Raw genomic sequence first — 20,571 nt, forward strand, 5'->3', positions numbered from 1 at the left:
GGCGAGTAAACATGTCAAAACCCGAAAATACTGAATGCACAAGCCAATCCGCGGCCAACCCGCACCCCGGCCTACCGGTATGCAAAATCGAGGTTAGCTGACAGCGGATCCAGCGCCGGCTACGACCGAGGCTCTTTTCCCCGCCCGCTAAACCGAACTGCCCTCAATCACGTTGAAGCGCAACGAAGCTGCTACAAGCCGGACGTTGGGATGGTGGTGACCCCACCATCACGCGGTGGTTGGTCAGCGACCCTTACGCTCGCGAGGCCCACGATTTATAGCCACGTATAGGCGCGTATAGCAATCGGCTATACCGCGCTGGGGGCCGGCCATCCGGGAGATGCCGGTTGGGTAGGAAAGTCGCCGCGAGGATATCGGCCGCCGCGTTTGAGATCGGGGTGTTGAGGCGCCTTGGCGATACAGGTGTTTTCGTCTTCGATGACATTTGGCCATTCGTCGCCGATCCCGGTCTGCGCGAAGTAGCCGCCTTGATGGCTGGTGATCCGCCAGCCGTTGAAGACGTCGGCCGACGGTGCGCGAGCCGGTCCCTGCTGGGGGAATTGGGGTGCCGGCTTTGCGGGAGCCGTCATGGTGATCCGCATGGATGTAATGCCTGAATGCGGTGGCGGCAGAGCGATGTTGGGTTCGTACCCGTCTCGGGCTAGTTGAGCTGTGCCAAACGTGTATTCGCAAGCCAGCACCGTCACGTCGCGGCCGGACGTCGTTACAGAGGAGATGTGCACCTGGTCAGTGCCCACCCACGGGTGTTCGCGTTCGTAGTGCTTCGGCCAGAGGTATTGCGTGCCGGTGGGATGGTCGATGGATTGGTTGGGATCGACGGACTGCTGGAAGCCGGGATACAGGTAGCGATTGTCTCCTGTGATGGAGGCGAGTAGGTAGGACTCGGCGTAGGCGCGTACCGCTACCACGGGCCCGGTCGTGACGTCGATGCCGGGTTCAGCGGTCCAGACCACCGTGAAGTCGTTCAGGGTTGTCGGCCAGCCGGAGGCGCGGGCCGTCGGCGTTGGACTTCCCTGAGCGTGACGCGTTGAATCGCAGCTCGCGGTGGCACAAAGGGTCGCGATGATGGTCGAGACCGCGGCGAACCTGGGCAACGCGCGATGGGTGGCGGTCATCCTTGGTCCTTGTCTGGCCCGCGCAACCGAGCCGTACATCAAAATTGGCTCGACGAGCGGGAGATGCGCCAGAATCCCGGATCGAGTTCTTCAGCCAGGTCTGCCAGCTCGTCGACGAACTGCGCGGCAGACGGACCCTCGATCACCAGCGTCACGTAGTCACTGCCTCCTCGAGAGGAGGTCATGTGTGCGCCTTCACGCCCGGCCCAGGCCGTAGCGGTGAGCTGCTCGACCCGCGCCACGTCATCACTGGTCTCCAAATCTCCTGTGGCAACAGACAAATAGTGCTTCCCGTGCGCCGCATCCTCTGCTTCGGCGACCAGCTCAGCCTGCCGAAGCTGTTCGAGATATGCCTCAACCGCGTTGCGCGGCCGCCCAGCGTTCCCATCCTGCCGCATCCCTGGATTATGCGGTCCACCGCTGACAAGGTGATGCAGCCTGCATCACGTGACGATTGAGGGAACAAATCCACCTATCTGGCTCGTACCTTCAGCGGGCCTCTTGCGATAGCTTCCGCTGGGCCGGGGCGAGGATATGCGTCTCTTTCTTCTCGGGCAGGTCGCCGGCGCAGGTGCTGATCCCTTCAATGGTGGGGGAGGGCTGCTCGTTGATCTGCCGCCTCACGGGGATCGCCAGCCGACCGGGCCACCGGTATATCCGCTGCTGTCGCTTCGCGGACTTACAGTCCCACCAACGAAAGGCGGAAGACACATGACTCACCTCGCGAGCGCACACCACACCGGTCACGGATTTTTCAACACGCTGGTACACGGATTCGCTTGGCGCACTGGCAGTGACGCGGCCGGCGCTCTCTTCCGCCTAGCGCCAGGACTCGTCATCCTCACGGTGGTCGCGGTGGTGATTTTCATCGGCGCGCGTTGGCTGCGTCGCCGCAACCTTTGACCGACTGAAGGTCGGTGCGAGCGCCTTGTCCTGGCCGCTGCCAGTTGTCGACGGTGTCTGGGAGCCAGCCTGGGTGGCGGATGTCGGCGCCGTCGGTCAGTTCTCCATCGGGCTGCGGGAGTCGGCCTTCGACGTGGTAGCGGCGCACGGTCCCGTGTGCGAGGCCGCGGCGGTTGGCGAAGCCACGCAGGGACAGCAGCTCGATCACACGCACGACTTTACAACACAATTGACCTTACAGCGTGTTCGCTGTAAGGTTCGTGGTATGCCCACCCCCACGGTGCCTTTCAAGGCCGGCGACTATCTCAGCGCCGGCGAAGCATGCCAGGACGCCGTCAGCCGGCTCGATGCCTTCGACGACGTCGCAAAGATCGTGGCCAGAAACGCCGTCGTCGAACTCATCAACCTCCAAAACGGCACCATCAACTGCCACCAGGTCGCGGTCATCGCCAGCATTACGCCAGTTGGCCAGCCTTCATGGCGAAGGCGACATCAAATCAGAAGCCGGCGCGCTTCGCGCGTTGCTCCACGCCGGCGCGGAAGCGGTGGGGGAGCGCGTGCTCGACGTCGGGTACGCCGAACTGGCGGCCGAGTTCAACAGTGAACCCGCCAGCGTTGAGCGGCGAACTGCGCGCAACCTGCACGTCCGTAGGAGCAGGGCCGAGCGGTGAATCGCGGGGTGCGGAGCAACGTATACCGCGTCGATTTTGGACACGGACCCGAATCCTGGGTGGTCCTGAGCAACAACTCTCGCAACAGGAACCTCGACACTGTGTTGGCGGCGCGGGTCACCACGACGACCATGAGTGAACGCCGCCTACCCACCGTTGTCTCGTTGACCGACGCTGACCCGCTCGACGGCTTTGTGCTTGTCGACGACATCGTGCAGCTCTATCACGACGAACTCATCGAATCGCTCGGCAGCCTTTCGCTACCGACAATGCGGGAGATCAGCGCAGGGCTGCGGATATCTCTGCCCTAGGGGATGGAATCGGAGGGGATCTGAATGCTCACCATGTCACTGGACCGGGATACCGCGATCGCGTTGATTGTCCGAGCGCGCCAGCTCCCGGCCGCGGACTTGGATGCCCTCGACGACCGCGAGTTGCAGGACCGACTCCGAAGTGTCGATATCCGCCGCATGCTTGCGATCACTGACGGCTCGACAGAGGAGCCCGCTGCACATACAGTGCGGCACAACGGAATCGGGCTCGACATGCAACTCACCCCGCCTGAGGCGCGAGTTGTCGCCGACGAGTTGGTGCTGGTTGGGGATAACCTGATCCGCAAAGCGCTCGCCCAGCTCGACCGCGGCGCGGTGCTCGATGAGCTGATGCGGGCGGCGAACGGCCTGCTGCAGCGCGGGAACGAACTCCTTCTTGCCGCGGAACGGGCTGAGAACGGGCAGGCGGCGCTCTAAGCGTCTATCGGTTTCGACGCCCAGTATTCGCGCAAGCTGGCGATCCGATCGCCGTCGAGCTCGAGGATGGCCACCTCTCGCATCAGTTTGCGGTGGCCTTTGACGAGGTCGTCGAATCGGGCTTCCCATTCCGCGATGACGGTGGATCCGTCGACGTACAAGGTGATGAGCCGCGCGTCGATGTTGGCCTGCTCGCGCGCAACTTTGGTTTCCCAGTACCGTCGAATCTCGGCGGTGGTGCGCATCGGCTCGTCGAGGACGCGTTCGTGATACGTCGCCCCGGGCGTGAAGATCGTGACGATCAGGTCGGGGTCTTGCGTTGTCCATGCGCGCAGATAGGTGTCGATGAGTTGGCGCACGTGCTGGTGGCGTGTGGGTGCGTTCACGGGTGCTCCGTTACCTGGGCGAGCGGGATTGGCCCGTCGAAACGTGTTCGGTCGCTGAGGATTTGGAAGATCGTTTTGGGTTCTGCCAGCTTCACGGTCGTTAGATCCACGCCCGCGCGGGATCCAGGATCTACTCGAGCCCATCGCCATCGCTCCGAAGTGACCTCGGTGTCGGTTAGGACTGCGGTGTAGTAGCCGTCCATTGACGTTTCGCCGGGCAAGACGGCCAGATGGATGGAGCCATAGAAGTAGCGGTCGTTGACATTGCGCCACTTTCCGATGATGTGGCGGCCGAAGACTTCGGCTTCGATGTCGTTGGCATAGCCGCGTTCGTGGTCTTCGAGTCGTGGGCTCGGTGGGTAGTTGGTCGCTGTTATGCCGCCTTTGGTGACGTCGACCTGTGATAGATCGGCGTGATGCAGCCCGTCGACCATGTAGCTCGTCACCCATAGGCCGGCGAGGTCGGTCGGTTCAATGCCGGGCCGGACACCGGTCAGCAAATCGCCCCGGTGCGGGGTGTCGGGGTGTCCAAACAGTTCTTTGGCGGACCAGCCGGGGAACATCCGCTCTAACACGGCGCAATGGTAGCCGCGTGGGAGATTCTGGATTTCGCCTCCGAGCCAGCGGTAGTACTGCGCCTTCGTGGGGGGTGCTGCTTGGCGTGAGACGCCCAATTCCTTTGCGGTCCGGTTGTATTCGGCGACGAACTCTGAATAGGCGTGCAGGTGGCGTTCCTCGAGGAGGGATTTCAGAGCTATCACACGCACGTTGATCAGCCTACCTATCAACGAGACTGAACGAGACGCAGAGAGACTTACCGCGCACTCCACGCGCCCCTTCGAAGGGCTAGACGCCTACGGCTTTAGGTCGTCTTTCCCTAGGCTATATGTCCATATTATATTGACTGTCGGTTTTATCCGGACATATGATCGGTTTATGCGTACTGCGGCGCCGGCGTTGCTTCCGGTCTTTCGGTCCCAGCACCAGGGCGAACTCCTGGCGCAGCTGCTGCTCAATCCCGACCGGGAGTACACGGTCACCGACCTCGCGCGCACACTTGGCGTTTCGAAGCAAACCGCCCAACAAGAGGTCGAACGCCTCGTCACCGCCCACGTGTTGCGCGATCGCCGCCAGGGCCGCAACCGACTGATCAGCGCCAACACCAGTCATCCTGCCTACACGCCACTGACCCAGCTCGCGCTGCTGACTTTCGGTCCGCACACGGTCATTGCCGAGGAATTCGGCGCCATCCCCGCTGTGGAGCAAGTCCTGATCTTCGGGTCCTGGGCCGCGCGCTACACCGGGCAGCCCGGGCCGCCGGCCAATGACATCGATGTCCTCGTCATCGGCCAACCCACGCGTACCGATCTGTTTGATGGGGCCGACCGCGCCCAGAAGCGCATCGGCATTCCGGTCAATCCCGAGCAGGCCACACCGGCGCAATGGGCCGACCCCAGCCAGTGGGCTCTACTTGCCGAGATTCAGCGGCGACCCTATGTCCAAGTCTTTCCCACACAGGACGCAGCATGAGCGGTTGGAAGACGGGCCGAGCGGAGATCTCTGCGCTGGTTGAGCGCGGGCACCTTGAGCGGGTCAGCGGGGACGCCGCCAACGGCGCTTACCTGCTTCAACAGGCTCGACAGCGGTTGGCCGGTGCACGCGCCGCCCTCGCTGCAGATCACATCGGGGCTTTTGAGCTGGCCTACGACGCTACCCGCCAGGCGCTCACCGCGCTCCTGGTGCAGCAGGGCCTGCGTCCGACGACTGCAGGGGGCCACATCGCTGTCGCCGATGCGGCCGAAGCACAGTTCGGCGCATCGTTTCGGGCGTTCAACCGAATGCGCAGAATCCGTAACCAGCTCGAATACCCACGCAGCACAACCGATCTCGATCTTCCTGCCGCAGACACCGACCATGCGCTCGCTGACGCCGAACAGATCATCGACGCCGCCGACAAACTTCTCCCCGAACTGGGGATGTGGCCATGACCTCGACAAGGCGCAGGTCAGCGTTCAAAGCGGTTTCCATTGTCGGCAGATGCTGGGACAATGCACCCATGGGGACCAAATCGAAGCTGCAGATCGACACCCAAGAGTTGGCGTCTGCGGGCGGTAAAGCAACGCAGACGCTGACCGGTAGCGCCGCGCCGACGTTCGCCCCGCCACCGCCTGCCGCCGCATCCAAACTCGACGCAGCATTGGTTGGCGTGATCGCGAAAACCGAAGCTGTACGCACGAACGTGGACACCCAAGACTCGCTGTGGGCCACCAAGCAGCAAGCGGCACTCACCCAGTCACCACCGGTGCTGGCCCAACAGGATCAGCACGCCGCCCAGGACTACAACCAGGTCCAGTTCCCGATGCCGGTCATGAAACCAGGCAGCGGACCCAACCTGCCAAAAGCTACTTAACCAGGAGTTTTCACCATGTCGATCGCCCCACCGGCCCAACCCGCGTGGCCGCCGCCCCCACCGCTGCAGCGGCTGCGCCGCTGGCCGGCGATCGCGGCAGCCGCAGGCGTCGGGGCAGTCATCGCCGGAGTCATCACCACACTGGTCACCATCGCCGCCACACCCCGCGTGGCCAATAACAGCACGCCAGCCCAGGCACCGACGGTCACCGTGACCGCCGCACCCCCAGCACCAACCGCTCCACTGCCGGCCGCTGAGGCCGACAAGAAGACCTGCCAAGCGTGGGCGATCACCGACGACCTGGTCACCACCGCGGCCTCGGGCCTCAACGTCATCCCGCAGAACATGCCGTTCACCGACCCCGCCGTACAGGCCAACCCCACCTGGAAGGCAGCAGTGGACCGCGCCAGCCAGCTCTACGGCCAGGCCGCCGAAACCCTGGCAGGCCAGATCGCGCCCGGCACCAGCCCAATGCTGGCTGGGTTCGCTGACAGCACCGTCAGCGCGCTACGCACCCTCGCGGTGGCCTACAAGACCTTCGACCCCACCTCAGGAAAAGTTGTCGACATGTTCACCGCCGGCCGTGACTCCCTCGATTGGGTGTGCGGACGATGACTCAGCACCACACCGTCGACATCGCTTTCCCGCCGCCGCTGCCTCCGCCGCCGGATCCAGGGAAGTGGCCGCCCCCGCCCGGGCCGCCGCCACCTCCTCCTCCTGGCGGGTCGCGGCGGAGCTGGCCCGCACTCGCCGCCGCAGCAGCGGCGGGCGCGGTTGTGGCCGCGATCATCGCCGCGGTGATCACCATGCAGGTCCGCGACACCACGCCGGCCGCCGCGCCGACGCACGCGCCCGTGACGAAGACCGTTCAGCCGCCGGCGCCGGCGTCCCCGGCGCCTCTGCCGAGCGCGCAAGCAGACCACCAGACCTGCTACCAAGGCTGGGACTCCGCCGACCACTACGCCAACATGGCGCACGATGCACTGCCGGTATTGCCGAAGGACGTCAAGATCGGCGACCCCGCGATCCAGTCCAATCCGGATTGGACAGCCGCCTTGCAAAAGTCTGGCAGCCTTTACCAGCAGGCTAGCGATGCCTTGCGCTCACAGATTGCGCCGGGCACGACGCCGGTTCTGCTTGAAGCGTCAAACACCGCAGTCAAAGCACTGCAGACGTTAGGAACCGCTATCGCCACCGGCTCGCCTGCCAATGGCAACGCGTTCGGCATCGCCGACGCCGCCGCCAAGGAAGTTGGCACTCTGTGCAATCGCTTGGCACCTTAGGCCGAAAGGACTGGAATGGCTTCTGGCGCTGGCGATCCCGCAAAACCTACTACTGAGCACTCGCAGGCGATCTTGGGGACGTCCTGGCCGTTGCAGATGGCCTCCGCGTGGTCGGCTTATGCGGAGAGCTTCATGGGCGCGGCAAACAAGTTATTCCCTGAACTCCATACGCAGCACGACATCCGCAGCATCGTCGCGCCGATGGAGGGCGCCTTTATCGATGCGGCCCGCAGACTCGTCGACGGTCGTCAGACGACGCTGGAGAATCGTATTGAGGGCTACCGTTACCTCGCCAAGAGAGCGTTGTGGGCCTCGGGCGAGATCCATGCCACGAAGGCCGATTTGGTCGAAATCGTCAATAAGGCCGAAGAGGACATCAAAGCCGCACGCGAGGCCGCCGAAAAGGCCAAGCAGGCGGCCGCGGCCGTCCCGGGTGCTGCTGCAGCGATCGACGCTCAGCTCAAGGCGGACATCGCTTCAATCGTTGCCGGCGCCGCGGGTCTGGCCCAGGCGCGCGATGCCGAGGGTGCAGGGAAGATAGCGACATTGGCGGCCGATGTCGGCAAGTGGGCGGTGCCGTACGGCAACCCAACACTGCCCGAATCCGGCGGCGTCCCCGGCGTCGGCGCTCCCGCGCCTGCCGCACCAGCTCTACCTGCGCCTCAAGGCGGTGGCCCTAAGGTCGAGTCCGTTCATAACGGCACCGGGCTAAAAGATAGCCCGGATACAACCCAGTTCAACAAGGGTGACACTCCGCAGTCCCAGCAGCAGAATCAGGTGCAGCAGACCGCCTTTCACAAGCCGGATGGAACTGATCAGAACGGGACTAACCCGAAGCAGGCACCGGCTGCTCCGCAGATGGGATCGGGCGGTAGCAATCCGAGTTCGGTGATCGGACAGATGATGAAACCGATCTCGTCGGGCGCCGGGGGAGGCGGATCGCCCGCGTCGATGGGATCGATGATGTCGCCCGGATCGGCAGGTGCTGGCAACGGTATGGGTAACCCGGGTGGGATGAATCCTGCTGGGACACAAGCCGGGCAGTTCCCCAACGCTACCGGCGCGGGCACTGGAGTCGGGACCGGCACCGGCGCGGGCGCGGGGGCCGGTCGTGCGCCGGGGTTGGCGGGTTTGGGGTCCGGTATTGCTGAGACATCGGCGCGGATGGCGACTGGAGCGGTCAGCGGTGTCGCGAATGGTCTTGGCGCGGCAGCCAATGTGGGTCACCAGGTCGCGCAGAATGTTGCCGCGGCGGCGGTGCCGGCTGCTACCACTGTCAGTTCGTCCGCGGTAACAACTCCTGCGGCTGCCGCACCCGGCGTTGGTGGTGCCCCGATGGCGATGATGCCGTCGGCCGCCGCGGGTGCGACACCGGTGACTCCGGTGAGTAGCACGGGGCCGGCCGGGCCTGTGACGCCGTCAACGCCCGCGGGCGGTCCGCCAGGGGGTAGTGGGCCGCCCCCGGCGGCGGGCGGCGCGCCGAATGGGGCGCAGGTGGCGCCGTTGGCGATGCCCCAGCAGCATGCCCGTATTCAGGCCATCGGTGCCGACGGTGCCAGCGGTGAGGTGTTGTTCCAGCAGGCCATGGACGCCGGCCATGACGTCATCGAGGCCATGCTGGCCCAGACCCTGGCCCAGGGCTATATCCAGACTCACTACGCGGTCTCGCTGATTTACGAACGCACCGGGGGAGTTACGGCGTGGCTGGCGACAAGCGAGGGCCCCTCGAGCATCCCGCTGGGGGTACGGGTGCCGCAGGATGTGCGGCTAGCGGTCACCGATCCGGTCGTGGGTCGCGAGCTGTGGGAGGCCAGCGCCGCCGTCGGCGGGATCAATCCCCTTGATGTGGTGGTGCGTCACGCCCAAGCCCGAGAGATGGCCGCTCCAGGTGCACGCGTGTTGGCGATCGCCTCATCACTGCCTATGCAGCAGATGACCGACTGGACCCATCAAGTCAATGCGCGGGCTGTCGAGGTCAACCCTCGCGACGTCTCGCCGACCACCAACCCAGGCGGGCATTTTGTGCATCGCTGCCAAGTCGCGATGCCGTGGGAGTGGCGGCAGGCCAACGCTTTTGATGAGCAACAGCGGTTGCAGATCGCGGCCCGGCACATGCACATGGCGGCCCTTTCTGGTCACCTGCACGGGGCTGCGAGCGAGAAGGTTATGCGGCTGTTCGAGGAACGCAAACCGATCGGGGACGAGTTATGGGCGCAGGTTCGCCAAGAGCGGTTCATGGCGCTGATCGAATACGAACAGGCCATAGGCGGCCAGGGCCATGGCGGATCAGAGCCAGCGTTGTCCTTGGCGACGGTGCGGGCCGCTGAAGTAATTGAGTCGTTGCGTCACTACGACACCGCGGAGGGGTGTGCGGACTTGTTGTATGCGACGCGGTTGGCCGGCGCCCCGTTGAGTCCCGCGGCCGCCGTCGCCTGAGCAGGGGCGTGTGGCGGGTGGAGTACGGCAGTGAGTGTTGGCAGAAGGCGGCAACCGTCACCTACGTCGAACGGCGCCGCAGCTGCGCGGAATCGATTCTCGATCGGTCGCGGCGGGGCGCGTTGGAGGTTGATTGGCGCGACCAACTCGTCGACGCGGCTTTGCTGCGCGTCGCCGCGGTTCCCATCATGCAAACCTACGTCGACATCGATGTGATGGTGGCGATGGAGGTGGCCGGCTGGCCCTGTCGGCCGTGGGAGCCGTATGCCGCCAACGGCGACTGGCGGCTCGCGCTCGAGACGTGGTATGAGGATCGGTTGGCCGTCGAGGAAGCTTACGAGGCGGCCGGGCGGACCGGGCTGATCAACCTTGCCCGTGCAAGAGAGAGCAGCTGGTGGCGCGACCAGCAGCGCGGCCGAGACTTCATTGGCGCGTGGTATCGCGCCGGACTTGCCGCCGGCGGCGAGCCGTGCGACTGGAGGAGCTGGTTCAAACAGCGGATCAGATTGCGTGAGGAGACCGATCCGCTGCGGATCCGCGGCCGCGATCGCAGCTTAGCGGGCGTCGACGCGAACAGCTGGATGGAGGTTCTTCCCGAATGTTGGACCCGCACTCAGCCTTGACGTCAGGCGGCGCTCGCCTTGCATGCCACGCCGATCCTGCTGCGGCAGTGTTGAATTCGCCGAGGAGTCGTTGAGTGCCGCCCACTTCATTGCTTGACGCGGCACTGCCGGCGACTCCGGTAGTCCCTGCGGTCGATGAGCGTTGGGTTGCACCACCAGCTAGCAGCGTGCGTCGACAGCAGACCGTCTCGACGCCGGCGGCCACAACGACGATGGCGGGCGCCCGCCACGCGTTCTGGCTCAACCCTGATGATCGCAACGCTCATCAGGCGCAATTCCGTGTCCGACGGCCCGATAACACCGCAGGCCCGAGCGTGCTGCTTTCAGTGACCGTTGAAAGCACGAAAACCGTTGTCACCCAGCGCGGATCTGATAAGTCCGGTTTCTTGTCGTTCGAGCTGCGTAGCGACACCGCGATGATGACGGGAACATTCACTTTCACACGGGCCGGCATCGTAGGGGCCAAAGTTGTTGACGCGCTACCGAGCATCGAGCTACTTCAGGACTTTCGGGCGCCGAACGTGTTACAGGTGTCCTGGGCGTCGGGGGAGTTCGTCGACTTCCAGGAGCTCCCGCCTTCGGACGAAATGTTCCCGGAATCGCTGATGGAGTACTTGCGCGCGTTGGCGAGCCTGCAGCCATACGCGGGTACGCCGGTGGTGATTCCCGACTTGAGCAGGGTGAGCCGCCGGGACGCGCGAGCTGTCAAAGACGCTGCCCGCCTAGTCGGAGGCGACACAGTCGAGGGCGAATGGGAAGCCTTCACTCTGGCGCCGGGAACAGCCATCGACCCCAGGGCGCACTACGAACTGATCATCGTTGAGCCGCTAATCGTGCCCGTCGGCACACACACCTACACGCTGGGCGCCATGCACACACACTTGCCGTCGGTACGGTTCGTCGTCGACGACGAACGCCTGCGGGCCCAGCCCTTCCTCAACGACACGATGCGGCGGACATTCGCGCCAGGGGAGCCGGTACCGAAGCGTTCCCATCGCCCCGTGAAAGGCAGACCGGTCGGCTTCATCGACCACCCCGAGGCGAGCGCGGCGTCGGCAGAAGCTGAGAGGCCTGAAACGTTGCCTGAGCGCGACAGCGTCGCGGTGCATGCGGCGCTGCGTACACGCGTCTTGGTCGATGCGCTGGCCGAACCGGTGTCACTGCGGCAGGCGTTGTGGCATGCCGTCGACGAAAGCCCCTTCGCGACACGGCAGCAAGCGTGGGCTGATGCCGCGGCGGCGGTGCGGTCGCTGGCCGCCGACGGCCTGATCACCCTCGCAGACGAGACCACCGGCGACGCGACGCCGCTGGCCGACGAACAGGAACACCTCAACGCCGTTTTGGACACAGTCACCGCGGAGGTTGAACAGGGCGGGCGGCCAGCGTGGACCGAGGGTCCCTGGCTCACCTTGACCGGCAACGGTCAACAGGCGGCCTCGCAGTTAGCGCCACATCCTGAGCGGCCCTCGGCGAGGCGCCGGCGGCGTTTGCATGCCGCGGCCGCCGGGCGCAGCGCGCGCAGTGATAGCTCCGAGCGTGTCGACGAAATCCTGGCCAATGAGGTGTGGAAATAACCGCGGTCATCGTCGACGCCGGGCCGTTGATCGCCTACGGCAACGCCGGCGATAAACATCACGAGACGTTCCTCGATTTTCTCGAAACCCATTCGGGCCCTTTCATTGTGCCCATGCTCGTCATCGCGGAAGTCACTCATGTTCTGTGTCGCGACCTAGGTGTAGTGGCCGAGCAGAAGTTCCTCAACGACCTCGATGAGGACGACTTCCAGGTGGAGCCCGTCGTCGATGAGGACTGGCCGCGGATCCGCGAACTGGTCGCCCAGTACCGAGGATTTCCGCTCGGCACGGTGGACGCATCGGTCGTTGCGACTGCTGAACGCCTCGAAATCACCCAGGTCGCGACCGTCGACCTAAGGCACTTTCGGAACGTGGAACCTCGCCACTGCCCAGCGTTCACGCTTCTGCCTTACGACGACACCTAGCCGTGTCCACACCCCCTTAATGTTACCTTAAGATACTCTTATTTTTCTTAAATTTGGTGTACGGTCGCTCGTCATGGGCTTGAGAGGCCAGCAACACGCCTTTGCGTTCGGGGCCGGTCAAACAACCCGTTTCGGGTCGACATCCCGCACGCCCGAGGGCCCACCGCGTTGATCGGCAACCAGAAAAGGAGAAGCCTATGCACGACTCAGCCGGGACGAATACGGACTTTGAGCAGCGGTTGTCAGTGATGACCGCCGCAGCGTTGCAGCGACGATGCGTGGTTCGTGACGACTTGCTCGCCGTGCTGGCAAGCAGTGACGATGACCTGCTCGATGTGATCGCCGCGGCGGCACGGGTGCGGCGCAAGTTTTTCGGTCGGCGGGTCAAGCTCAATTACCTGGTGAACATGAAATCCGGTATGTGCCCGGAGGATTGCGGGTACTGCTCGCAACGACGCGGCTCAAGCGCTGAGATCCTCAAGTACTCCTGGATCAACCCCGATGAGGCCGCCGGCCACGCGCGCTGCGCGATCGACGCCGGCGCCAAACGCATCTGCCTGGTCGCCGCCGGCCGCGGGCCCGCCGATCGCGATATCGAGCGCGTCGCCGACACGATCGCCGCGATTAAAAGCTCCGCCCCAGAAGTGGAGGTGTGCGCCTGCCTGGGATTACTGAAACAGGGGCAAGCCGAGCGGCTGCGTGGGGCCGGCGCCGACGCGTACAACCACAACCTGAACACCAGCGCAGAGAACTACGCGCGGATCTGCTCAACCCACACCTTCAACGATCGGGCCGCCACCGTCGCCGCTGCCAAATCCGCTGGTCTGTCGCCATGCTCAGGGGCCATCGTTGGAATGGGCGAATCCGACGACGACATCGTCGACGTCGCGCTGGCATTGCGCGAGCTCCAGCCGGATTCGGTGCCGGTGAACTTTCTGATCCCGTTTGAGGGCACCCCGCTGGGTGGGCATTGGGAATTGACCCCGCAACGCTGTCTGCGCATCCTGGCGATGTTCCGGTTCGCCTTCCCTGACGTCGAAGTGCGCATCGCCGGTGGACGCGAAATACATTTGCGCACACTGCAACCGCTGGCCTTGCACCTGGCCAATTCGATGTTCCTCGGCGATTACCTCACCAGCCAAGGACAGCCAGGCCAGGACGATCGGGCGATGATTGCCGAAGCCGGTTTCGTGATCGAAGGCCTCGAGGAACCCGCGCTGCCAGTCGAGCGCCACGACCTGGTCATCACCCGCCAGCGCGGTGCCGGCACCACCACTCCGGCCAACACCTAAGCCGTTGATGACTTCGCACAACGAGGTGAACTCAATCGTGTCGCACAAACCGGTGATCATCGTCGGTGGCGGCCCCGTCGGATTGGCCGCCGCCCTGGAACTCGCCAGGTTCTCGGTTCCCAGCGTTGTTGTCGAGCGCCATGATTCGACGTCGTGGCATCCCAAGGCGCGCAATCTGAATGCGCGGACGATGGAGATCGCCCGAGGGTGGGGAAGTGTGGTGTATCAACGGCTGCGCGGCATCGATACCCCGCCGGGCTGGAAGAGCCCGATGAGGTATATGGACACGATTGTCGGCCAGCAGGTGGGTCAGATCGAGACGGGAGGTTTCGAAGGGCCCGGGCCGGCGATCAGCCCGGTGCTGCCGATCATGTCGTCGCAGGATCTGACCGAAGCCATCCTGCGCGACGCGGCACGGGCCACGGGCATCGTCGACCTTCGGTTCGGTCACCAGGTCACCGACATTCTGTCCGGGTCACGCGAGCACGACGTCGAGGCGGCCGTGGCGGTGCGCGTCACCGCCACGGGAGACACCTACACCCTGGCCGGGGATGCGCTGGTGGCCGCCGACGGTGCCGACAGCACGGTACGTCGCCAGCTGGGCATCGCCTTGAACGGCGAGCAGGGCATCCATCATTTCGTCAACTGCTACTTCCGCGCCGATATCGAACACCACGTCGGAGACCGCCGGGGAGTCGTGTTTTTCGTCGCCAACCCCGACGCCGCCGGTCTGCTGCAACCACTGGACGCGCGCGGGCGCTGGCTGTGTCAGATCGGTGTGTCGCCTGACCAGTGGGTGCTCGAGCTCTGGGACGCCGAGCGGGTGAGGAGCTGGGTCCGCGGCGCGGTCGGGGTTCCAGATCTCGAGGTTGAGGTGAAAGGCGTTGGGCTGTGGCAGATGAACGCCGCGGTCGCCGATCGTTGGGTCCAAGGGCGCGTGGTGTTGTGTGGCGATGCCGCTCACCAGTTTCCGCCCACCGGGGGACTGGGCGTCAATACCGGCCTGCAGGGCATGCACAACGCCATGTGGAAGTTGGCCCTGTGCGTGCGTGGGCTGGCTGGGTGGTCGTTGCTCGAGACCTATGAGCACGAGCGGCGAGAACCCGCGATCACCACCATCGAACAGTGTTTGCAGAATCACGGCAATCTCGCGCGGCTTGCCGCGGCTTACTACTATCCGGCCAGCAGTGACCTAAGTGCCCAGGAGGCCGAGCGGGCCAGTCGACGCTTCGGTAATCATTTCGGCGTCGAGTTCGGCACCGCGTATCGCTCGACCGCCGTCATCTCCGATGGCACACCGGCTCCCGACGTCGACGACGACTACAGCGACTACGCGCCCTGCGCGACACCGGGCTGCCGGGCCCCACATGTCTGGCTCGGCGCCGAGTCTGAACCGGTCTCCACACTCGATCTCTTTGGCGCCGGGTTCACGGTGCTTACCGGTCCAGGCGGGACGATCTGGCGAAAAGCAGCCGCGGTTGCAGCTCGAGAGCTCGGCGTGCCTATCGCCAGCTACGCGATCGGCGATCCGGGATTGGCCGACCACACCAACACGTTCTTCGACCTTTATGGAATCGGCTGCGACGGGGCGGTCCTCGTGCGTCCCGACGGGTATGTCGCCTGGCGCAGCTCGGCCGGCTGCTGCGACGGCGCGCCGCTCATTCAAGCCGTCGAACAGATCCTGGATCGCCGCACGTAACTGGACTTTCCGGGGACCAGCGAACACGAAAGGTTGCATGTGGCAGACCATGCGGTAGTTGTTGCCGGCGCGGGCCCGACCGGGCTGATGCTGGCCGGTGAGTTGGCGCTGGCAGGAATCGACGTTGCGATCGTCGAGCGCCGCGGCAACAGCGATGAGTTGATCGGCTCGCGCGCGGGCGGGATGACGTCGCGCACGATTGAGGTTCTCGATCAGCGCGGGATTGCTGATCGATTCCTGTCGCAAGGATGGACGGGCCAGATCGGGCACTACTCAGGGATTTCGATCGACATCAGCGACTTGCCCACCCGGCATAACTATGGGTTGGGGCTGCCGCAGTACCGCATCGAGGGCATCCTGGCCGACTGGGTGAGCGAGTTGGGGGTGCCGATCTATCGCGGCCGCGAGGTGAAAAGTTTCACCCAAGACGACGCTCGTGTCGACGTCGAGATCTGCGACGGCCCGCCGCTACGGGCCGCATATCTTGTCGGGTGCGACGGAGGACGCAGCGTCATCCGCAAAGTCGCCGGCATCGAATTCCCGGGGTGGGATCCATCGATGAGTTGCCTGCTCGCTGATGTCGAGATGGACGATCACCCGCCGTGGGGCATGCACCGACACGGCGGATTTCATTCATTCTTCAAACTCGAGGATGGCGGGCCGGTTCGGGTCATGGTCGCCGAACCGCATCTCGAGCAAACCGGTGAGCCTACCTTGCGTGAACTCAGGGATGCGCTTATCGCCGTTCGCGGAACCGATTACGGAATACGCAGTGCCATCTGGGTTTCCCGGTTCACCGATGTGACGCGACAAGCGGCGTACTACCGGGACAGGCGCGTGCTTTTAGCCGGCGACGCCGCGCACGTGCACTTCCCGGTCGGCGGGCAAGGCCTCAACACCGGTATCCAGGACGCGGCGAACCTGGGCTGGAAGCTGGCCCAGGTCATCAACACGACCTCGCCGGAACGCCTGCTGGACACCTACCAAGACGAGCGGCACCCGGTCGCCGCTGGTGTGCTACGCAACACCATGGCCCAAACCGCGCTCATCGCCCCCGGCGAACGTCTCGACGCGTTGCGCGACACCGTATCTGAGCTGCTGAACATGGACGAGCCGCGCAAGCGAATCGCCGCGATGATGACTGGTCTCGACATTCAGTACGACCTCGGCAACGGACACCCACTACTCGGGCACCGGATGCCTGATCTCGACCTCCTCACCCCCACTGGTCCACTGCGACTATTCACACTTCTCCACGACGCCCGTGCGGTGCTGCTCAACCTCGGCACGCCTTGGGATTTCGACATCTCTTCGTGGGCACATCGGGTGAAAGCCATCGACGCCGAGTACGCCGGGCCGTGGGAAATTCCCGTTCTGGGCGAAGTAACAGCCCCCGAAGCCGTATTGGTTCGACCCGATGGATACATCGCCTGGGTGGGAGATGGCACCGATACGGGCCTGCACGCGGCCCTGACTACGCGGCTCGGGCTCAAGGAAAATTGAGAGTCAATCGATGGTGGGCGGCATAACTGCTTCGCCGGCCCCCGGGTCATAACCGGGGAAGACTTCATTTCTGCGAGAACTCGGGGGAGTCGCGCGGCGATCTGTAGTGGCGGGGTCTCCGCCAGCGCCGAGCCGGACCGGCGCAGCCGTTCAGCGCGCGATGTCGCTGTCGTCGGCGACAATCAACGGCAGTCGAAACAACAGGTAGGAGGACGGGGTCGTGGGTGCACTCGATGCCAACCCAGCTGACCTGTTGCGGTTCGCCGACGCCTATTCCGAGCTGGCCACGCGTGCGGCACAGATTTCCCCGCAGGCAGCCCAGGAGGTGCAGCGCATCGCCGACACCCACGGCCTGATGGGTTATCCCACCGCGGTCGGGATCGCTGCGGGACTCGCGAAGGCGGAAGGTCCGCTGCAGGCGAAGGTCGACGACTTCGACGCGTATGCGCAGCGGTTGACTGAACACGCCGCCACCTACACCACCGCCGACGGCAGCGGGACCGCGAAACTCGACGGTCTTGACTTCGATCCCAGCAACCCTCCACCCAACGGACACACCGGCGATGTCCATGAAGCGGGCTTCGGAGAGCGCGGGCCCGGCATCGACGGAGGACCGGTTCCCCTGGACACCGGTGGTGGCATCGAGTTTCACCGGCGCTGGACCGATAAAGATCTGTTCCCTCACCCGCCCTCGGCGGCCGACATCAAGCAGGACAGCGTTGGTGACTGCTACTTTGACGCCACGATCGGGGCGATCGCGGAGGCCAACCCTCAGTGGATCAAAGACCGGGTCCATTTCGACGAGGACAACAACTCCTTTGATGTGACGTTGTGGAACGGCCATGCGTGGCAACACATTACGGTCACCCAAGACGACATCCAGACCGATATCGACCATCACGGAGCCAGTTGGTTGGATAACGGGCAGCCCAATGCGCCGTTGTGGCCCAGCGTGATGGAGTCGGCGTACGCGAAAATGCAATGCCCTGGCGATGACCTCGGACATGCACTCGATTACGGGATCGGGCGCGGCGGCTCAGCCCCAGATGCGTTGCAGGCGTTGACCGGTAACCGCGGGGTGAGTATCGACCCGCGGGAGGTGTGGTGGACCAATCAGCACATCGATCAGTCGATTTCAGGGGCGCTGGCAAGTCATCAACCGGTGACGATCTCGACCACCCCCACCGGTGGCCCACTGCTGAACACTCACGTCTACATCGTCGAAGGCATCAGCGGCAGCGGCAGCGACGCCCAGCTGACGCTGCGTAACCCCTGGGGAAACAACCCCAACGATCCGGGGAACCCTCTGATTCAGGTTCGGCTTGGCGATGTCATCGGCTCCGGACCGACCGGCAAGTTCGGCGGGCTAGGAACCCATCCAACGTTCAATGTCAACATTGGAGAACTGGGGAAATGAACCGTTCAACAAAGCTATGGGCTTTGGCGGCAACCACATTGGTCATCATCGCGGCCGCAGCATATATCGGGGCGCAGTATGTGTTCGCGCACAAGCCGTCCTCGCTGGCCAGCCTGCCCGAGTATCCGTTCGTCGGCTCCGCCTACCCACTCGATGCCGTGCCCGGGCCCGAGCGTGCCCGTGCCGAAGCGGCGTTGCGTCAATTCGCCGCCGGTGTTGAGCCCGGCTACCGGCCGACCGCGGAACGGTTTCTGGCGAGCAAGGGCGACTTCATCTGGGACGCAGTGCGTAACAGCGTTGGCGGCTACCTGTCCGCAACGAGCTTGCGGGTTCACAACGCGGGGCAAACCAGGCCCAATGGTGAGGACCTTGCATTCGTGGTGTGGTCGCGCACCAACCGGTTACAGCGGTGGTTTAACCCCACCCAGATCCTGGCCGTCGGCTCTCAAGACGCCCTGCAGCCCGCAGCGCCCGGCGACCAAGTCCACGTCTACGCCTACTTCGACCTCACACCGGAGCGCGCATGAGCATCGACCAAGATCGGATTGACCAGGACGACGCCTACTGGCTTCGCATGATGGGCACCCGGTGGTCACAGCCGGAGCTGTCTGCCGGCGACGTCGCCGAGCTACTCGATATCGGTGACCCCGCAGACTTGCCGCGGCGCGCACCCCGGCTGCCCAGCCCGCAGCGTGAGCCTGGCGGTGCTCAACGGTGGTCGCACGCAACGATTTACAACTACATTCTGCTGCACCAACCAGAACTGCGGGACCGGGTCCCTCGGCTGTATCCGTTCACCGCGGCACTGGCCCCGGCCGCGTTCCTGTTCGGTCAGGTTGTCGACGGGATGGCCGTGCACGCGTGGCAGCCCGGCGATGGACGGGGCCCGATCGCGGTGGCCTATGCCGGACACGAGCAGCACGAAAACGAGCTCTATCCGCTCGCCGCACCGTTGTTGGCGCGCCTGCCGTGGGCCACGGCGGTCTACCTACCGGAAATGTCGACCCACAGGGCCAACGACGGCGGTTCAGCGCCCTACGTCGCCGTGGCAGACCGCCATCATCGCGTGGCCACCTGCGGCTGGTTCGAGGTGGCCGGGCTCCTACGGGTCGACCTCCCGTGGTGGCCGCCGGCGTTGCGGAACGTCGACGCGATCGCGGCCTGGCAGCCGGGTGCCCCGGTACAGCGCATCCGAGCCCGGGTGGGAGATGGCCCGGATCCGCGACGGCTGGCAGCTCTTGTCACCACCGACACGACGGAATACGTGAGCTCTCTGGTGGGCCGTGCGATCGAGTACCTCAACCGGGACGCGGCATCGGGATGCATCGGTGATCAGGATCGCCAGCAGATACCCGCCCGGCCCGGTCTGCTGCATGCCGCGGTAGCCGATGTCGACCTCAGCCGCCCGGCAGTGCAGATCACCAAGGCGGAGGTGGCGGTGCTGCTGCACCAAGTCTGCGACGATCCCGCGATCGCCGAGGACATGCTCAAGCTGCTTGTGGGTCATAGCCCGATCTCCGACGTTCTTGCGATCCCCATCGCTTCCAATCCGTTGGCACAGGAATGGATCACCCGCCTCGAGCCTGCTGATGGCCGCGAGCTCGGGTTCTGGCGGGCGCGGGCCAACCGCGCCGCCGCGGCGGACATGATGACCTACCGGGACCCGTTCAATCCCCACTGCTGGGTCATGGCGAGCCGGGACACCATCTACTCGACGGTGGGGCGATCGGTCCCGGCGACTGGCCAACTGACCGAATTGTTCTACGAGCGCGACGGCGGTATGTTCCGCGACTCACGGGGCGCGGTGTGGCCTTTGCCCGCAACAGGTTTCGGAGTGACAGACACCGGGCCTAGCGGCGGCAGAGCAGGCAAGCAGACGTTGGTGCAGATCCTGACGAACTTGATTCTGGACGCCAGCGGCGACATCACACGCTACGAGGTGCCCTACAGTCCCACCTCGCCGTTGGCGCAGCTGGTCGCTGGCACGAAGCCGCCGTTGGTGATCAGACCGGGCGACCCGGTCCTGGCGATCGAGAATTGGGGACGACACTGATGCTGCCTGAG

Annotated in this window: 24 protein-coding genes; 18 read left to right on the forward strand and 6 right to left on the reverse strand. The window is 64.6% G+C overall.

The window, feature by feature from the left end; all coding sequences use genetic code 11:
* Window positions 1-308 precede the first annotated feature (308 nt).
* The 4 genes from AC2VON_RS21030 to AC2VON_RS21045 all read right to left on the reverse strand — a co-directional run bounded on the left by AC2VON_RS21030 (window position 309) and on the right by AC2VON_RS21045 (window position 2,486).
* Window positions 309-1,136 carry a hypothetical protein gene (locus AC2VON_RS21030; protein WP_225337324.1) on the reverse strand — a complete coding sequence of 276 codons (828 nt, stop codon included), beginning with the start codon at window positions 1,134-1,136 and terminating at the stop codon, window positions 309-311.
* Window positions 1,137-1,174: 38 nt separating this feature from the next.
* Window positions 1,175-1,534 carry a hypothetical protein gene (locus tag AC2VON_RS21035; protein WP_036473420.1) on the reverse strand — a complete coding sequence of 120 codons (360 nt, stop codon included), beginning with the start codon at window positions 1,532-1,534 and terminating at the stop codon, window positions 1,175-1,177.
* A 467-nt stretch (window positions 1,535-2,001) separates the two neighbouring features.
* Window positions 2,002-2,247: a hypothetical protein gene (locus tag AC2VON_RS21040; RefSeq protein WP_036474016.1), complete on the reverse strand. Its 246-nt coding sequence runs from the start codon at window positions 2,245-2,247 to the stop codon at window positions 2,002-2,004.
* 92 nt (window positions 2,248-2,339) lie between these two features.
* A complete protein-coding gene (locus AC2VON_RS21045; protein ID WP_156959195.1) occupies window positions 2,340-2,486 on the reverse strand; it encodes a hypothetical protein in 147 nt (48 codons plus the stop codon).
* A 17-nt stretch (window positions 2,487-2,503) separates the two neighbouring features.
* On the opposite strand from AC2VON_RS21045, the gene AC2VON_RS21050 reads away from it, so the two are divergent.
* From AC2VON_RS21050 to AC2VON_RS21060, 3 genes are read left to right on the forward strand one after another with little or no spacing between them, the layout of a single operon-like run.
* Complete coding sequence (locus tag AC2VON_RS21050; RefSeq protein ID WP_139813875.1) at window positions 2,504-2,710, forward strand: hypothetical protein; 207 nt, start codon at window positions 2,504-2,506, stop codon at window positions 2,708-2,710.
* 8 nt (window positions 2,711-2,718) lie between these two features.
* Entirely contained in the window at window positions 2,719-3,021 is a 303-nt protein-coding gene (locus tag AC2VON_RS21055) for a type II toxin-antitoxin system PemK/MazF family toxin (protein WP_225337325.1), read from the forward strand.
* 24 nt (window positions 3,022-3,045) lie between these two features.
* A complete protein-coding gene (locus AC2VON_RS21060) occupies window positions 3,046-3,459 on the forward strand; it encodes a hypothetical protein (protein ID WP_036473418.1) in 414 nt (137 codons plus the stop codon).
* Here AC2VON_RS21060 and AC2VON_RS21065 read toward each other — a convergent pair.
* Both AC2VON_RS21065 and AC2VON_RS21070 read right to left on the reverse strand, forming a co-directional pair.
* Window positions 3,456-3,845 (reverse strand): nuclear transport factor 2 family protein, encoded by a 390-nt coding sequence (locus tag AC2VON_RS21065; RefSeq protein ID WP_225337326.1) that lies wholly within the window; start codon window positions 3,843-3,845, stop codon window positions 3,456-3,458. The genes AC2VON_RS21060 and AC2VON_RS21065 overlap by 4 nt on opposite strands.
* Entirely contained in the window at window positions 3,842-4,612 is a 771-nt protein-coding gene (locus AC2VON_RS21070) for a hypothetical protein (RefSeq protein WP_225337327.1), read from the reverse strand. Before AC2VON_RS21070 ends, AC2VON_RS21065 begins: the two co-directional genes overlap by 4 nt.
* A 169-nt stretch (window positions 4,613-4,781) precedes the next feature.
* On the opposite strand from AC2VON_RS21070, the gene AC2VON_RS21075 reads away from it, so the two are divergent.
* The 15 genes from AC2VON_RS21075 (at window position 4,782) to AC2VON_RS21145 (ending at window position 20,560) form a co-directional block, all read left to right on the forward strand.
* Window positions 4,782-5,375, forward strand: a complete 594-nt coding sequence (locus tag AC2VON_RS21075) for a MarR family transcriptional regulator (RefSeq protein ID WP_036473413.1) — start codon at window positions 4,782-4,784, stop codon at window positions 5,373-5,375.
* Window positions 5,372-5,833: a hypothetical protein gene (locus tag AC2VON_RS21080; RefSeq protein ID WP_036473412.1), complete on the forward strand. Its 462-nt coding sequence runs from the start codon at window positions 5,372-5,374 to the stop codon at window positions 5,831-5,833. Before AC2VON_RS21075 ends, AC2VON_RS21080 begins: the two co-directional genes overlap by 4 nt.
* Window positions 5,834-5,901: 68 nt before the next feature.
* Window positions 5,902-6,255 carry a hypothetical protein gene (locus AC2VON_RS21085; protein WP_051641671.1) on the forward strand — a complete coding sequence of 118 codons (354 nt, stop codon included), beginning with the start codon at window positions 5,902-5,904 and terminating at the stop codon, window positions 6,253-6,255.
* A gap of 15 nt (window positions 6,256-6,270) precedes the next feature.
* Entirely contained in the window at window positions 6,271-6,870 is a 600-nt protein-coding gene (locus tag AC2VON_RS21090; protein ID WP_036473410.1) for a hypothetical protein, read from the forward strand.
* A 161-nt stretch (window positions 6,871-7,031) separates the two neighbouring features.
* Entirely contained in the window at window positions 7,032-7,538 is a 507-nt protein-coding gene (locus tag AC2VON_RS21095; RefSeq protein ID WP_081284880.1) for a hypothetical protein, read from the forward strand.
* 15 nt (window positions 7,539-7,553) lie between these two features.
* Window positions 7,554-9,974 carry a hypothetical protein gene (locus AC2VON_RS21100; RefSeq protein WP_036473408.1) on the forward strand — a complete coding sequence of 807 codons (2,421 nt, stop codon included), beginning with the start codon at window positions 7,554-7,556 and terminating at the stop codon, window positions 9,972-9,974.
* A 188-nt stretch (window positions 9,975-10,162) separates the two neighbouring features.
* Entirely contained in the window at window positions 10,163-10,597 is a 435-nt protein-coding gene (locus AC2VON_RS21105; RefSeq protein WP_142279400.1) for a hypothetical protein, read from the forward strand.
* 326 nt (window positions 10,598-10,923) lie between these two features.
* Window positions 10,924-12,171: a hypothetical protein gene (locus AC2VON_RS21110; protein WP_139813873.1), complete on the forward strand. Its 1,248-nt coding sequence runs from the start codon at window positions 10,924-10,926 to the stop codon at window positions 12,169-12,171.
* Window positions 12,162-12,596: a type II toxin-antitoxin system VapC family toxin gene (locus tag AC2VON_RS21115; RefSeq protein WP_225337328.1), complete on the forward strand. Its 435-nt coding sequence runs from the start codon at window positions 12,162-12,164 to the stop codon at window positions 12,594-12,596. Before AC2VON_RS21110 ends, AC2VON_RS21115 begins: the two co-directional genes overlap by 10 nt.
* 197 nt (window positions 12,597-12,793) lie before the next feature.
* A complete protein-coding gene (gene bioB, locus AC2VON_RS21120) occupies window positions 12,794-13,888 on the forward strand; it encodes a biotin synthase BioB (protein WP_244904178.1) in 1,095 nt (364 codons plus the stop codon).
* A gap of 37 nt (window positions 13,889-13,925) precedes the next feature.
* Window positions 13,926-15,587: an FAD-dependent monooxygenase gene (locus tag AC2VON_RS21125; protein ID WP_158085874.1), complete on the forward strand. Its 1,662-nt coding sequence runs from the start codon at window positions 13,926-13,928 to the stop codon at window positions 15,585-15,587.
* A gap of 39 nt (window positions 15,588-15,626) precedes the next feature.
* Window positions 15,627-17,090 (forward strand): FAD-dependent monooxygenase, encoded by a 1,464-nt coding sequence (locus AC2VON_RS21130; protein WP_036473399.1) that lies wholly within the window; start codon window positions 15,627-15,629, stop codon window positions 17,088-17,090.
* Between the two features lie 220 nt (window positions 17,091-17,310).
* Complete coding sequence (locus tag AC2VON_RS21135) at window positions 17,311-18,507, forward strand: C2 family cysteine protease (protein ID WP_051641670.1); 1,197 nt, start codon at window positions 17,311-17,313, stop codon at window positions 18,505-18,507.
* On the forward strand, window positions 18,504-19,034 hold the full coding sequence (locus tag AC2VON_RS21140; protein WP_084954312.1) for a hypothetical protein: 531 nt from the start codon (window positions 18,504-18,506) through the stop codon (window positions 19,032-19,034). The genes AC2VON_RS21135 and AC2VON_RS21140 overlap by 4 nt, the downstream gene beginning before the upstream one ends.
* Window positions 19,031-20,560 carry a hypothetical protein gene (locus AC2VON_RS21145; protein WP_036473396.1) on the forward strand — a complete coding sequence of 510 codons (1,530 nt, stop codon included), beginning with the start codon at window positions 19,031-19,033 and terminating at the stop codon, window positions 20,558-20,560. Before AC2VON_RS21140 ends, AC2VON_RS21145 begins: the two co-directional genes overlap by 4 nt.
* Window positions 20,561-20,571: the final 11 nt, after the last annotated feature.

The sequence above is a fragment of the Mycobacterium sp. TH-M82 genome (assembly GCF_057473605.1).